This is a genomic window from Umezawaea sp. NPDC059074, assembly GCF_042738955.1.
Taxonomy (GTDB): Bacteria; Actinomycetota; Actinomycetes; order Mycobacteriales; family Pseudonocardiaceae; genus Umezawaea.
In genome coordinates, this window is sequence record NZ_JBHYHC010000192.1 from 1 (window position 1) to 12,868 (window position 12,868).

Genomic DNA, 12,868 nt, shown 5'->3' on the forward strand with positions numbered 1-12,868 from the left:
CGTGGGGTTTTTTTTGTTTTCTTGAACCCTATGCTTGGGCCGCCCCCCCCCCCGGGGCGGCCGACCAGCCCGCCCGGCCGCTTCGGGAGTCAGTGGCTCAGTAGTCCCAGTGCCACACGTCGGTGACGGGGGAGACGGTCCGCTTGGACTTGATCTTGCTCCAGGAGAAGCCGTACTTGGTGAAGATGTCCGCCGTGGTCACCAAACGGTATTCACCCGCGGTGCCCAGCAGGGAATCCCAGACGTAGACGTTCGGGGTTCCACGCAAACCGGCGAGGTGCGCATTGTTCATCGGGTAGTAGTACTCGTAGCAATTCGCCAGGTCGTCATTGATCTGAATGCCGTCCCAGCTGTCCCACAGGTTGAAGTACGTGGTCTCGTCGGGAATCAGGTAGAGGTAGTAGTCCGGGTCGACGAGGTAGACGTTCGGCGATCCGGTCACCGTCACCCGCTGACCCGGCTGCGGGCACGACTCGGCGACCGCGGCTTTCCTCAGGTGAGCGGCTTCCCGGCTGTCGGTGGCCTTCAGCGGCTCGGGCACCGCGGCGCTCGCCGTGCCCTGCGCGGCGACCACGAAGGAAAGGCCCGCGGCGAAAACGAGCGCGGCACGACGGAACATGGCTTTCACGTGGTGAATCCCCCCAGGAAGTCAACAACCGTCACCGGACCCCTCCGGCGAGGGCAAGCGTAGCGGCGGCCGCGGGCGCGGGCAATCTCCTATTTCTCCGATTCGCCCGCGCGGTCCCGTTCTGGGCCGAACGACCGCTGCCGCTCGGCGGTAGCGAATCCCGCGAATTCGTGGGATATCACCCGACCCCGCCGGCTAGGGTGATCAGGTGATCCGCCGACTCGACCTGGCCGACCCCGACACCCTGCGCGGGCTGTGGGAGTTGCAGCGCGCCGCCTACGCGGTGGAGGCGGCGCTGATCGGGTTCGACGGCATCCCGCCGCTGCACGAGTCGCTCGACGACCTGCGCACCTGCGGCGAGTCCTTCCTGGGCACCGACGACCTCACCGGCGCGGTCTCGTGGGTCCGGCTCGCCGACGGCACCCTCGACCTGTGCCGCCTCGTGGTGCACCCCGACGCCCACCGGTCCGGGATCGCCACCGCCCTGCTCGACACCCTGGACGCCCTGGAACCCGCCGACCGCGTGCTCGTGTCCACCGGCACCGCCAACCTCCCCGCCCTGGCCCTGTACCGGCGCCGCGGCTTCGTCCCGACCGGCACCCGCGACCTCGCGCCGGGCGTGACGCTGACCCTGCTCGCCCGCTGAACCGGAGACCCCCGTGCGCGTGCTCTTCGCGTCCCTGCCCTCCCTCGGCCACCTGTTCCCGCTGATCCCGATCGCGTGGGCCGCCCGAGCGGCGGGCCACGAGGTGCTGGTGGCCACGTTCGGCGAGAGCCTGGTCGCGGAGCGGGCGGGGCTGCCGGTGGTGGACATCGCGCCGGGACGGACGCAGCGGAGCCTGTTCGTCGACTTCGCCACCGAGCGGCGCGACCTGCTCGACCGGATCCGTGCCGAGGGCGAGACCGAGGAGCTGGAAGGGGCGCTGTTCGGCGTCTGGAGCGAGTGGGTCGCCGACGGCGCGGTCGCGGCGGCGAAGGCGTGGCGGCCGGACGTCGTGGTGCACGAGCGGCTGGCGCCGTTCGGCAGGCTCGTCGCGGGCGCGCTCGACGTGCCGTGCGTGCGCCACGACCTGGGCATCGAGCCCAGCAGGCTCGCGGGCCAACTCCGGCACATGGCCGCCGCGCTGGCCAGGCACGGGGTGCCGGACCTGGTCGACGACTCCCCGTGGATCGACATCGTGCCGCCCAGCCTCGCCCCTGCGGGCCGGGACGGCTGGCTGATGCGGCCCGTCCCCTACAACGGCGGCGCGGTGCTGCCCGACCGGCTCCTCCACCGGCCCGACCGGCCCCGGATCGCCGTCACCGTGGGCACGATGGTCGGCAAGCAGCAGGGCGTGGGCGTGCTGGAGCGGATCCTCGCGTTCGCGCCCGAGGTGGACGCGGAGTTCGTGCTGGCCGTCGACTCGCACGACCTGGCCAAGCTCGGCGACCTCCCGCCCACCGTGCGGGCCGAGGGCTGGGTGCCGTTGACCGCGCTGCTGCCCACCTGCGCCGCGCTCGTGCACCACGGCGGGTCCGGCTCGCTGTACGCCGCGGCCGACGCGGGAGTGCCGCAGCTGGTGCTGCCCAGCGAGGGGGCGTCCGACCGGCCCGTCAACGCGGCCGCGGTCGTCGCCCGCGGAATCGGTCTCGCGTGCGCTCCGGACGAGGTGGACGCGGACGTCGTCCGCCGGGTGCTCGCCGACGACCGGCTGCGCGCGGCCGCGGGTGAGGTGCGGGCCGAGATGAGGGCGATGCCGTCGCCCGCCGACCTGGTCGGGCGGGTGGAGGCCCTGGTCAGCTAGCGCTGTCCTCCTCGGCCTCGGCGATCCACTTGTCCCGCGCGTCGTGCACGAGCGCGCCGAAGCTGTCGTGGGCGATGAGGTCGCCGCCGTCGCCCGCCCACCACTCGTAGGCGCGCCACTCGCCGTTCTCGCCGACCTCGTCCGCGCTGAGCAGCCAGTAATCGCCCTGCGCCGATTCGAGGGACAGGAGCAGGCACCGCTTGATGATCGCGGCCTCCTCCGCGTAGGAGTCCATGTCCGGGCCGCTCCACGCCGCCCACAGCTCGGGGTCGGCCGTCGGGAACCACTCGACCGCGTCGACGCCGGCCAGGGTGCCCGCGTTGGTGTTGATGTCCTCCCAACCGTCGCTGGTCAGCAGGAAGTTGCGGAAGCTCGGCGGGAGCAGGACGCCGAGCCGCTCCTCGACGGCGAGCACGGCGTCCTCGCTCGCGGGCCGTGTGGTGGGCCAGTCGGTGCCGGGAGCGGCGAGGAACTCGCGCCACTCGGGGATGGTGACGGGAGCGGACTCGGGCATGCGCGAACTCCTTCGGCGATGACGGTGCGCGCCGATCCTAGGGGCGGGCACCGACAGCGCGGCGGTTGTGGCACGTTCCCGCCACCGGGGCCCGGCGCGCCCGTTGCGGAGCACGCCGCGGGCCGCGAAGGTGGTCGTCATGGATCTGCCGGAGAGCTTTCCCGCGCCCGCGCGCCGCGCGCTCGAGAACGCCGGGTACACCAGCCTGGACCAGCTCACCACCGTCACCGGGGCGGAACTGCTGCGCTTGCACGGGTTCGGGCCGAAGGGGCTGAGGCTGCTGCGCGAGGAGCTGGCCGCGCGCGGGCTGGACCTCGCGGGCTAGGAACAGCGCTCCAGGTTCCGGCGCAGCAGCGCGCGCTCGGCGGTGTTGTCGGTGCGGGCCAGCGCGGACTCGTACGCGGCGCTGGCCTCGGCCGGGCGGTCGAGCCTGCGCAGCAGGTCGGCGCGCACGGCGTGGAACAGGTGGTAGCCGTCCAGGTCCAGCCGGTCGACCAGCGCGAGCGCCGCGGCGGGGCCGTCCAGCTCGGCCACCGCGACGGCCCGGTTCAACGCCACGACGGGGCTCGGCGCGACCGTCATGAGCTGGTCGTAGAGCGCCACGACCTGCCACCAGTCGGTGGGCGACTCGCTGTGCACGGCGTTGATCGCCGCCTGGATCTGGTACGGCCCCGGCCTGCCGCGGCGCAGGCACGCCCGCACCAGCGCGTGGCCCTCGGCGATCAACGCGGTGTCCCACAGCGACCGGTCCTGGTCGGCCAGCAGCACGAGGTCGCCGTCGGGCGTGGTGCGGGCCGCGCGGCGGGACTCGACCAGCAGCATCAGTGCGAGCAGTCCGACGGCCTCGGGCTCGTCGGGCATCAGCTCCACGAGCACCCGGCCGAGCCGGACCGCCTCGGCGCACAGGTCCTCGCGGCCCATCGCCGAGTAGCCCTCGTTGAAGATCAGGTAGACGACCGCGAGCACCGCCCGGAGCCGGTCGGGCAGGTCGGCCTCGGCCGGGACGCGGTACGGGATCCGGGCGTCGCGGATCTTGCCCTTCGCCCGCACCAGCCGCTGCGCCATGGTCGACTCCGGCACCAGGAACGCCCGCGCGATCTCCGCCGTGCTCAGGCCGCCGAGCAGCCGCAGCGTCAACGCGACCCGCGCCCCCTCGGCGAGCGCGGGGTGGCAGCAGGTGAAGAGGAGCCTCAAGCGGTCGTCGCGCACGGGACCCTCCTCGGCGGGGTCGTCGTCCTGGGCGTGCAGGAGGGTGGCCTGCGCGTGCCGGTCGTCGCGGGAGGACTCCCGGCGCAGGCGGTCGACCGCCCGGTTGCGGGCGGTGGTGATGATCCACCCGGCGGGGCTCGCCGGGACGCCGTCGACGGGCCAGCGGGCGACGGCGGTGGTGAACGCGTCCTGGACCGCCTCCTCGGCGACGTCGATGTCGCCGAAGACGCGGACCAGGACGGACACCGCGCGCCCGTACTCCTCGGTGAAGACGCGGGCGACGTCGACCATCAGGAGTCGCCTTGGAGGGGCCGCACCTCGATCGGCAGGGTGCTCGCCAGGGCCATCTTCCGGCCCCACTCCAGTGCGGCGTCCAGGTCGGGGGCCTGGATCACGGTGAACCCGCCGACGTGCTCCTTGGCCTCGACGTACGGGCCGTCGGTGGTCAGGACCTCGTCGCCCTTGGCCCGGACCACGGTCGCCGTGCTCGGCGGGAACAGCCCGCCGGTGAACACCCACGTGCCGGTGGACCGCATCTCGGCGTCCAGCGCGGTGAGGTCGTCCATGATCGGCCCGAGCACCTCGGGGCCGGGGATCGGGCCGTCGGGCTGGTAGACGCTGAGCAGGTACTGCCTCATCTGTTGCCTCCTCGTTCCGGTGCTTGCACCACTTACACGAACACCGACCCCCGACATCGACAACTTGACGCGGAAAAGTTCCGGATGACGTGCCCATGCGCATGGTCGCGGTATCTTGGGCGTTCCGACGCTGGTAGGAGGACCATGGCCCGGCTCACCAGAGCGGAGACGCAGGAGCGCAACCGCGCGAAGGTGCTGGCCGCGGCCAGGGCGGAGTTCACCGAGCGGGGGTTCCGCGACGCCAAGGTCGACGGCATCGCCGAGCGCGCCGAGCTGACCCGCGGCGCGGTGTACTCCAACTTCCCCGGCAAGCGGGCGCTGTACTTCGCCGTGCTCGCCGACGCCGCCGACCACGCGCCAGCAGTGCCCGGCGAGCCCGGTCTGACGGTCCGCGAGGCGCTCGGGGCGCTGGCCCGTGCGTGGGTCGGCGCCCTGCCGATGGCGACCGACTCCGCGCACGGCGACGCCCGCCTCGGCGTGGACCTGCTGCCGGAGATCATGGCCGACGAGCTGACCCGACGCCCGTTCGCGCAGCTCCTGAGCCTGGACGCGATCGTGCTCGGCCTCGCCCTGGAACGGCTCGACCCGACGGCCGGTCGGCTGGTGCGGGTCGCCGAGGCCGCGCTCACCACGTTGCACGGCGCGAGCGGCCTGGCCGCCGCCGCGCCCGGCTTCGGGGAGATCTTCAACGTCGTGCGCGCCTGCGAGCAGCTCGCCGACCTGGACCTGGGCGACCAGTGGCCCGCGCCAACCCTCGTCCCGCCCGTCCACGCCGTCGACCAGCCGTGGACACCGACCTCCGCGACCGACCTGCTCACCGGCGACCCGGCCGTGCTCGACGGCGACGGCGTGGTCGCGGTGCTCGGCGTGCACCGGCTGACCGCGATCGAGGAGGCGTTGCGCGCCGACGCCGACGTGACCGCCGTGGTCGTCACGAGCCACCCCGAGGAGCTGTCCCCGCTGGTCCGGCTCACGGTCACCGAACTGCGCACCCGACTCCGGCAGGCCGTCCCGCGGTCCGCGTGGCCGCGGCTGCGGATCGTCGACGACGACCGGGGCTTCCTCGCCGCCGCGGCGGGCGTGCCCGCGGTCGACGACGACACCGAGACCGTGGTCCGGGTGGCGGCCGGCCGCGTCGTGGCCCGCGCCGACGGCTACGGCGCCTGCCACGCCGCCGCCCGCCGGTCCCCGACGGCACGCCCGACCTAGGGCGGGCCACCACACCGAAGTGGATCTAGGGTGCCCCCATGGAACTCGACAGCCTGCTGACCCGCGCCCGCCTCGTCCCGGTGTCGGTCGTGAGCGACGCGGACAAGACCCTTCCGACGCTGGACCACGGCATCCGCAGGCTCGCGGGTGAGGGCACGGTCGTCGGGCGGGCCGTGACCGTGCAGTCCGACGGCGACCTGCTGTCGGTCATGGAGGGCCTGGAGGTGGCTCAGCCGGGTGACGTGCTGGTCATCGACGCGTCGGCGTCCCCGACCGTCGCCGTCGCGGGCGGGCTGTTCGCCACCGAGGCCCACCGCAAGGGCCTGTCCGCCATCGTCGTGGACGGGCTGGTGCGCGACCTGGAGACCCTGCGGCCACTCGGGTTCAGCGTGTACGCGCGCGGCACCTGCTCCCGGTCCGGGCCCGCCGTCGCCGCCCCGCGCACGCAACTCCCGATCCGCTGCGGCGGGGTCGAGGTGCACCCCGGAACGCTCGTGCTCGGCGACGACGACGGCCTGCTCGTCGCCACCCCCGAGCAGCTCGACGCCGTGCTCGATGCCGCCGAGGCGATCCACCTGCGGGAGGAGGCGGTGCTCGCGAAGCTCCGAGACGGCGGCAGCCTGTTCGCGTCGATGAACTTCCAGGAGCACCGCGCCAACGTCCTCGCCGGGACGCCGAGCAAGCTCGGGTTCGTCGTCTAGAGCCCGGAGTGGACGTACGGGGTGGTGGTGGCCAGGTCGACGAAGCCCAGCCTCCGCAGGATCGGCAGGCTGTCCGACGTCGCGTCGACCTGGAGGTAGCGGAACCCGCGTTCCGCCGCCAACGCCGCCCGGTAGGCGACCAGGGCGCGGAACACCCCGCGCCCCCGCCACTGCGGCAACGTCCCGCCGCCCCACAGGCTGGCGAACTCCGTGCCGTGGTGGAACTCCACCCGCGCCGCCGACACCGGTGTCTCCCCGGCCATCGCGACCACGGCCGTGAGCGTGGCCGGGTCGCTGCCCAGCACCAGTTCGCCCACCGCCGCGTGATGCCCGCCGAACACCTCGTCGTGCACGGCCACCAGCGCGTCCGCCCCCGCCTGGTCGACGACCGGCACGAGCTCCACGCCTTCCGGGGGCGTCGAGTCCAAGCGGAGATCCGCGATCTCGGCCACGAGCAACGTCTCCGACGGCTCGGGGATGAACCCGGCGGCGGTCAGCCGGGCAGGCAGGTCGGCGGGGGAGTCGTAGGAGTAGTGCTTCCACTCCCAGGGCGCGCCCTGGAACCGGGCCACCTGGGCGGCGATCACGGCGTCGGCGCGCGCGGCGTCGAGGGAGGTCCACTCGACGCCGGTCCAGCCGGAGCCGATCGTGCGCACGACGTCGGCGTCGCGCTCCACGCGGCCGTCGGTGGTGGGATGCCTGCGGACCTGCTGGTCGAACGCGGCCAGTACCGCCTGCTTGTCCATCCGCGCAGCCGACCAGACACCCACTCCGGGGGCAACCGGGTTTAGCGCGCCACAATCTCGCGGGCCAGCGCGAGCAGCGCCGGGATCGCCGGGTGGCGCGGCGGATCGGTCCACACCAGGTGCACCGGCACCGGCGGCGCGTCGGACAGCGGCACGTACGTGACGCCGGGGTAGGCGTGGACGTCGGCGGTGCCCGTGGCCGTGACGCCGACGCCCCGGCCCGCGGCGATGGCGGCCAGCCAGTCGTCGGTGTTGGCCACGACCAGCGTCGCGGTCGGCCGGATCGGCGCGGGCCAGAGCGCCACCGACGTCGTGCCGGTCGGCGGGTTGAGCACGATCACTTGGTCGGTGAGGTCGGCCAGCGCCAGGCTCGGGCGCTCGGCGAGGTCGCCGCCGGTCGGCACGGCCACGAGCCGGGGTTCGGTGAGCAGCAGGGCGTGCGGGCCCTCGGCCGGGCCGCGCACCAGTGCCGCGTCCGCCTTGCCGCTGGCCAGGCCCGCCGTGGGCTCGGTGATGCGCAGCAGTTCCAGCGCGGTGTCCGGGTAGGTCTCGCGCCACCGCCGCAGCAGGGCGGGCGTGTGGTCGCCCAGCGCCGCCCACGCGTGGCCCAGCCGCAACGGCCACGTGCCCACGCGGACCGGGTCGAGCGCGTCGTCGACGGCCGCCACGGCGGTCGCGGCCCGCGTCCGGAACGCGTGCCCGGCGTCGGTGAGGTGCAGGTGGTGGGTGGAGCGGTCGACCAGCCGCACGCCCAGGTGCTCCTCGAGCTGTCGCAGCGTGCGCGACAGGGCCGGCTGGCCGACGTGCAGCCGGGCCGCGGCGCGGGTGATGTTCGCTTCCTCGGCGATGGCGAGGAAGCAGCGCAGGTGACGCAGCTCGACGGTCATGTCCGGCAAGCATAACCGCTGGAGAACAGGCATTTCACCGCCGGGCGAACCACGCATAGCGTCGCGCCGTGACCACCACCGCGTCCCGCGCCACGACCGTCCCCGTCGGACTCGTGCTCGGCGGCATCGTGTCCCAGCAGTTCGGCGCCGCCGTGGCCGCGCTCGTCTTCCCCCTGGCCGGGCCGCTCGGGGTGGTGACGATGAGGCTGAGCATCTCGGCGGTGGTCATGCTCGCCGTGTGCCGCCCGTCGGTGCGCGGCCACAGCCGGTCGGACTGGGCCGTCATCGGCGCGTTCGGCGTCGCCTTGGCCACCATGAACATGCTGTTCTACCAGGCCGTCGACCGGATCCCGCTCGGCGCGGCCGTCACCCTGGAGGTGCTCGGACCGCTGGTGCTGTCGGTCGTCACGGGCAGGCGCGCGGCGAGCTGGCTGTGGGCCGCGCTGGCGCTGGCCGGGGTCGGCCTGCTCGGTCGCGGCGGCTTCGACTCCCTCGACGCCGCGGGCGTGGCGTTCGCGCTGGGCGCGGGCGTGCTGTGGGCCGTCTACATCCTGTGCTCGGCCCGCACCGGCAGCCGCTTCCCCAAGGCCGACGGGCTCGCGCTCGCCATGGCCGTCAGCGCCGTGATCAGCCTGCCCTTCGGCGCGAGCACCGCCCTGCTGCACCCGGTCACCCTCGGGCTGGGCGCGGCCGTGGCGCTGCTGTCCTCGGCCCTGCCCTACAGCCTGGAACTGCTGTCCCTGCGTTCGCTGCGCCAGTCGACGTTCGCGGTGCTGATGAGCCTGGCGCCCGCCGTCGCCGCCGTCGCCGGGCAGGTCGTGCTCGGCCAACACCTGCACCTGCTGGACGTCGTGGCCATCGTCCTGGTGGTGATCGCCGGTGTCGGCGCGGTCCTCGGGTCGACACCGAAGCCGGAAAAGGTGGCGTGAATTCGACGACGTGCCGCCGGTTGACCCGAACGGCGCAGCCTCGCTGGTAGCACTGAGGGTGACGCACCGGCCGCCTCGACGCAGGAGAGCACCCCCATGACCAGCCGCCCGTTCCGCTTCGGTGTCAGCCTGCTCCAGGTCGGGTCCCGCGAGTCCTGGCGGTCGCGCGTGCGCCGGGCCGAGGACCTCGGCTACGACGTGCTCCAGGTCCCGGACCACCTGGGGACGGCCGCGCCGTTCCCGGCGCTGGTCGCCGCGGCGGAAGCGTCGAGCCTGCGGGTGGGCACCTATGTGCTCAACACCGGCGTCCTCAGCCCCGCCTACCTGGCCAGGGACGTCGCCGACGTGCAGCGCCTCACCGACGGCCGCCTGGAACTGGGCCTCGGAACGGGGTACGTGCCCGGCGAGTTCGAGGCCGTGGGCAAGCCGTTCGGCACCGGCGGTGAACGGCTGCGCAAGCTGGAGAAGACCCTGCCCGAACTGCGCGCACTGCTCGCGGCGGAACCCGACCTGCCCGCCCCGCCGATCATGCTGTCCGGCGCGGGCGACCGAATGCTGCGCTTCGGTGGCCGCGAGGCCGACATCTTCAGCTTCTCGATCTTCGCGGGTCTGACGCCGGGCGTGCCGCCGGAGGAGGCCTTCGCGCGCCGCGTCGAGGTGCTGACGGACGCCGCGGGTGACCGCGACGTGGAGCTGAACCTGTTCGTCGCGGCCGTGGGCGGCAGCCCGGACCAGGTCGACCTCTCGATCATCCAGCAGGCCAGCGGCCTGGACGACGACCAACTCCTGCGCCTGCCGGGGGTGCTGGTCGGCGCGCCCGCCGAGATCGCGGACCGGCTGCGGCGCTACCGCGACCAGTACGGCGTCAGCTACGTCAGCGTCCTGGAACCGCACCTGGCCGCGTTCGCCGAGGTCATCGCGCTCCTGCGCTGACCCGTTTTGACAGGACCGGCAGAGGTCGGTTTGACTGGTCCCGCGGTGCGCGTGATCCCGACCGAAGAGCAGTGGGCGGGTCGGAGATCGGGCGACACCCCTTCACCCACGGGACCACGCCATGAGCCTCCCGCGTTCGACGTAACCGCCCCGCGCCCCCGTGTGTCCACGCCACGGGCAGCGCTTCCGGTTCGTCATCCGCACACCGTTCCTGGAGCACAGCCATGCCCACGTCGTTCAACCAACCGATCATCGACGAGTTCCGCGCCACCGGCGGCGAGGTGTCCTTCTTCCCCGACGGAGGACTCCTGCTGCTCACCACCACCGGCGCCCGATCCGGGGCCCCGCACACCGTTCCCCTCGGCTCCGTCCCGCACGGCGGGCACCTGCTCGTGGTCGGCTCGGCGGCCGGGGCCGACCGCCACCCCGCCTGGTTCCACAACCTCCTCGCCCGCCCGGTCGTGCGCGTCGAGGTCGGCGTGGAGGAGTTCACCGCCGTCGCCGTCCCGGCCGGGGACCGGCGGGACGAGCTGTTCGAGGAGGTCGTCCGGGTCGCGCCCGGCTACGCCGACTACCAGGCGGGCACCGACCGGGTGCTGCCGGTCGTCGTGCTGCACCGGGCCGAGGGCACGTTCGCGGGCAAGCTGCTGGAGGTCCACGGCTGGCTGCGCGAGCAGATCGCGCAGGTGCGCGCCGAAGCCGAGGGCGAGCCCGGCCTCGGGCTGCAACTGCGGCGGCACTGCGTGGAGTTCTGCGACGCGCTCACGTTCCACCACACCGGGGAGGACGAGCACGTGTTCCCCGGCATCGAGGTCCACCACCCGCACCTGGCCGACGTCCTCGCCCGGCTCCGCGAGGAGCACCGGGCCGTCGCCCGCCTCAAGGACAGGCTGCTGACGGCCGTCGACTCGGCAGGGCTCAAGAACGACCTGGACCGGACGGCCGACGAGTTGGGGCAGCACCTCGACCGCGAGGAGGCGTGGCTGCTCCCGGTGCTGGTCGACGTGCCCTGGTCGCCGGTGGCCTAGCGGACGGGTGGGGTCACCGACTCCGGGGACCCCACCCGGTCACCGACCCGACTGGTCGGGCAGTTCGATGGGGGAGAAGCCCTGCGCGCTGGCGTTCGCGACCGAGCCGAACGACAGCATCAGCGCGCGGTAGGTGGACCGGCGGTCCGGCCAGTACAGCGCGCTCTCCAACGGGCCGGCGGCGGTCCCGTCCCCGTAGTCGGGGCCGCACCAGAACGACGTGCCGGGCATCGCCTGGACGGCGTGCACCACCCAGCCCGTCGCGCCCGCCCGGTACGGCTCCCCGCCGTGCTGCGACACCTCCACCTGCCTCGTCTGGTCTGCGGTGTGCCTTGTGGACGGTCGGGCGGCAGGACTGCTCATGGCGAAAAGATCGCACATCACCCAGCGCGATCGACATCGCCTCACAGCGTCACGTCCGAAGGGGTGGTCCAAACCCCGGCCCGCGCCGGCATGATCACGGGGAAAATCCGACGTTCCCGTGCGCGCGGGCTTCGAGAAGTGGGGTCCTGGTTGTCTCCGGAGGAGATCGTCGCAGGCCAACTGGCCGCCTACAACGCCCGTGACCTCGAGCGGTTCCTCGGCTTCTACGTCGACGACGTGCCGGTGGGGACCTTCCCCTCCGGCGAGGTGCTGGAGGACCGGTCGGGACCCGCCTTCCGCGACCGCTACCGCGAGCTGTTCGACTCCTACCCCGACCTGCACGCCAAGCTCGTGACGCGGGTCGTGCACGGCCGGATCGTGATCGACCACGAGCTGGTCACCGGCATCACGCCGGGCGAGTCGAGGGCGGCCGTGGCGATGTACGAGGTGGGCCGCGAGAAGATCGAGCGGGTCTGGTTCGTCGTCTGAGCGGTCAGGTCCGCGCCGCGACGACCGCGTCGGTGGTGAAGCGCGCCGTGAACGCGCCCCCGACCGCGTCGATCGCCGCACCGATGCCCGCGAGCACCTCCGTGAGCAGTTCGGGCGGGAGCAGGGTGTGGGCGCCGGTGGTGGGCAGCACGTCCAGCCACTCGTCACGGGTGTAGGTCCGCTCCCACTCGAACCGCCACACCTCGGGTTCGCCGAACGCGCCCGTTTCCCGCATCCCGTCGGCGGCCTTGGCGCACAGCGCCGAGTAGCCGTCGGCGGCGCTGCTCGACGCGGTGCTCGCCGCCCACCGGGCCGCGAGCGAGCCGGGCAGCACCCGCTCGTAGACGGCGGCGGACGCCTCGCCCACGTCGGACGGTGGTTGGCCCGCGTTCCAGAACACCGCCAGCCTGCCGCCGGGCCGCAGCGCCTCGGCCGCTTTCGCCGCCCCCGCGACCGGGTCCACCCAGTGCCACGTCTGCCCCGCCACGACCGCGTCGAACGTCCGGCCTGCGGGGTCCCACTCCTCGAACGCCGAGACCTCCACGTCGAGCCCACGGCGGCGTGACCACTCGGCCATCCGCGCGTCGACGTCCACGCCGAGCACCCGGCAGCCCGCCGCGAGGAGTTGCCGAGCGACGATGCCCGTGCCGACACCCACGTCGAGGACGTCGGGGCCGGGGCTCGCGGCGACAAGTGCCGTGATCAGCTCGTCGGGGTAGCGCGGGCGGGCGCGGTCGTAGCGGTCGGGGTCGGCGCCGAACGATCCGGCCAGGTCACGTGCTTCCGGGGTCGTCCCGGACGGTAGTGTGG

Annotated in this window: 17 protein-coding genes; 9 read left to right on the top strand and 8 right to left on the bottom strand. The window is 73.5% G+C overall.

Going from position 1 to position 12,868, the window contains the following annotated elements:
• Nucleotides 1-97: 97 nt before the first annotated feature.
• Entirely contained in the window at nt 98-628 is a 531-nt protein-coding gene (locus tag ACFWW9_RS42945) for a hypothetical protein (protein WP_390388860.1), read from the bottom strand.
• 208 nt (nt 629-836) lie between these two features.
• Between ACFWW9_RS42945 and ACFWW9_RS42950 the strand changes: the two genes are divergently transcribed.
• A complete protein-coding gene (locus ACFWW9_RS42950) occupies nt 837-1,274 on the top strand; it encodes a GNAT family N-acetyltransferase (RefSeq protein WP_390388861.1) in 438 nt (145 codons plus the stop codon).
• A 13-nt stretch (nt 1,275-1,287) separates the two neighbouring features.
• Nucleotides 1,288-2,412 (top strand): nucleotide disphospho-sugar-binding domain-containing protein, encoded by a 1,125-nt coding sequence (locus ACFWW9_RS42955; RefSeq protein ID WP_390388862.1) that lies wholly within the window; start codon nt 1,288-1,290, stop codon nt 2,410-2,412.
• Here ACFWW9_RS42955 and ACFWW9_RS42960 read toward each other — a convergent pair.
• Nucleotides 2,405-2,926 carry an SMI1/KNR4 family protein gene (locus ACFWW9_RS42960; RefSeq protein WP_390388864.1) on the bottom strand — a complete coding sequence of 174 codons (522 nt, stop codon included), beginning with the start codon at nt 2,924-2,926 and terminating at the stop codon, nt 2,405-2,407. The genes ACFWW9_RS42955 and ACFWW9_RS42960 overlap by 8 nt on opposite strands.
• 139 nt (nt 2,927-3,065) lie before the next feature.
• Here ACFWW9_RS42960 and ACFWW9_RS42965 point away from each other — a divergent pair, with 139 nt between their 5' ends.
• Nucleotides 3,066-3,251, top strand: a complete 186-nt coding sequence (locus ACFWW9_RS42965; protein WP_390388865.1) for a DNA-binding protein — start codon at nt 3,066-3,068, stop codon at nt 3,249-3,251.
• Here the strand turns inward: ACFWW9_RS42965 and ACFWW9_RS42970 are convergent.
• Nucleotides 3,248-4,426 (bottom strand): RNA polymerase sigma factor, encoded by a 1,179-nt coding sequence (locus ACFWW9_RS42970; protein ID WP_390388866.1) that lies wholly within the window; start codon nt 4,424-4,426, stop codon nt 3,248-3,250. The two genes, ACFWW9_RS42965 and ACFWW9_RS42970, sit on opposite strands and share 4 nt — an antisense overlap.
• Nucleotides 4,426-4,773 (bottom strand): YciI family protein, encoded by a 348-nt coding sequence (locus ACFWW9_RS42975; RefSeq protein ID WP_390388868.1) that lies wholly within the window; start codon nt 4,771-4,773, stop codon nt 4,426-4,428. The genes ACFWW9_RS42970 and ACFWW9_RS42975 overlap by 1 nt, the downstream gene beginning before the upstream one ends.
• Before the next feature lie 144 nt (nt 4,774-4,917).
• On the opposite strand from ACFWW9_RS42975, the gene ACFWW9_RS42980 reads away from it, so the two are divergent.
• Entirely contained in the window at nt 4,918-5,982 is a 1,065-nt protein-coding gene (locus ACFWW9_RS42980) for a TetR/AcrR family transcriptional regulator (protein WP_390388870.1), read from the top strand.
• A gap of 38 nt (nt 5,983-6,020) precedes the next feature.
• Entirely contained in the window at nt 6,021-6,683 is a 663-nt protein-coding gene (locus tag ACFWW9_RS42985; protein ID WP_390388872.1) for an RraA family protein, read from the top strand.
• On the opposite strand, the gene ACFWW9_RS42990 is transcribed toward ACFWW9_RS42985, so the two are convergent.
• Together ACFWW9_RS42990 and ACFWW9_RS42995 are read right to left on the bottom strand one after the other, a co-directional pair.
• Nucleotides 6,680-7,429, bottom strand: a complete 750-nt coding sequence (locus ACFWW9_RS42990; RefSeq protein ID WP_390388874.1) for a GNAT family N-acetyltransferase — start codon at nt 7,427-7,429, stop codon at nt 6,680-6,682. The two genes, ACFWW9_RS42985 and ACFWW9_RS42990, sit on opposite strands and share 4 nt — an antisense overlap.
• 41 nt (nt 7,430-7,470) lie before the next feature.
• On the bottom strand, nt 7,471-8,316 hold the full coding sequence (locus ACFWW9_RS42995; RefSeq protein ID WP_390388876.1) for a LysR family transcriptional regulator: 846 nt from the start codon (nt 8,314-8,316) through the stop codon (nt 7,471-7,473).
• A 68-nt stretch (nt 8,317-8,384) separates the two neighbouring features.
• Between ACFWW9_RS42995 and ACFWW9_RS43000 the strand changes: the two genes are divergently transcribed.
• The 3 genes from ACFWW9_RS43000 (at nt 8,385) to ACFWW9_RS43010 (ending at nt 11,206) form a co-directional block, all read left to right on the top strand.
• Nucleotides 8,385-9,245, top strand: a complete 861-nt coding sequence (locus tag ACFWW9_RS43000) for a DMT family transporter (RefSeq protein WP_390388877.1) — start codon at nt 8,385-8,387, stop codon at nt 9,243-9,245.
• Nucleotides 9,246-9,341: 96 nt separating this feature from the next.
• The gene (locus tag ACFWW9_RS43005) at nt 9,342-10,178 is read left to right on the top strand and encodes a TIGR03621 family F420-dependent LLM class oxidoreductase (protein ID WP_390388879.1); all 837 of its coding nucleotides are present in this window, start codon (nt 9,342-9,344) and stop codon (nt 10,176-10,178) included.
• 224 nt (nt 10,179-10,402) lie between these two features.
• A complete protein-coding gene (locus ACFWW9_RS43010) occupies nt 10,403-11,206 on the top strand; it encodes a nitroreductase/quinone reductase family protein (RefSeq protein ID WP_390388880.1) in 804 nt (267 codons plus the stop codon).
• A 39-nt stretch (nt 11,207-11,245) separates the two neighbouring features.
• Here ACFWW9_RS43010 and ACFWW9_RS43015 read toward each other — a convergent pair whose 3' ends face one another.
• Nucleotides 11,246-11,569, bottom strand: coding sequence for a hypothetical protein (locus ACFWW9_RS43015; RefSeq protein WP_390388881.1), 324 nt, complete (start codon nt 11,567-11,569; stop codon nt 11,246-11,248).
• A gap of 150 nt (nt 11,570-11,719) precedes the next feature.
• On the opposite strand from ACFWW9_RS43015, the gene ACFWW9_RS43020 reads away from it, so the two are divergent.
• Entirely contained in the window at nt 11,720-12,058 is a 339-nt protein-coding gene (locus ACFWW9_RS43020) for a nuclear transport factor 2 family protein (RefSeq protein WP_390388882.1), read from the top strand.
• Nucleotides 12,059-12,062: 4 nt separating this feature from the next.
• Here ACFWW9_RS43020 and ACFWW9_RS43025 read toward each other — a convergent pair whose 3' ends face one another.
• The gene (locus ACFWW9_RS43025; RefSeq protein ID WP_390388884.1) at nt 12,063-12,830 is read right to left on the bottom strand and encodes a class I SAM-dependent methyltransferase; all 768 of its coding nucleotides are present in this window, start codon (nt 12,828-12,830) and stop codon (nt 12,063-12,065) included.
• Nucleotides 12,831-12,868: the final 38 nt, after the last annotated feature.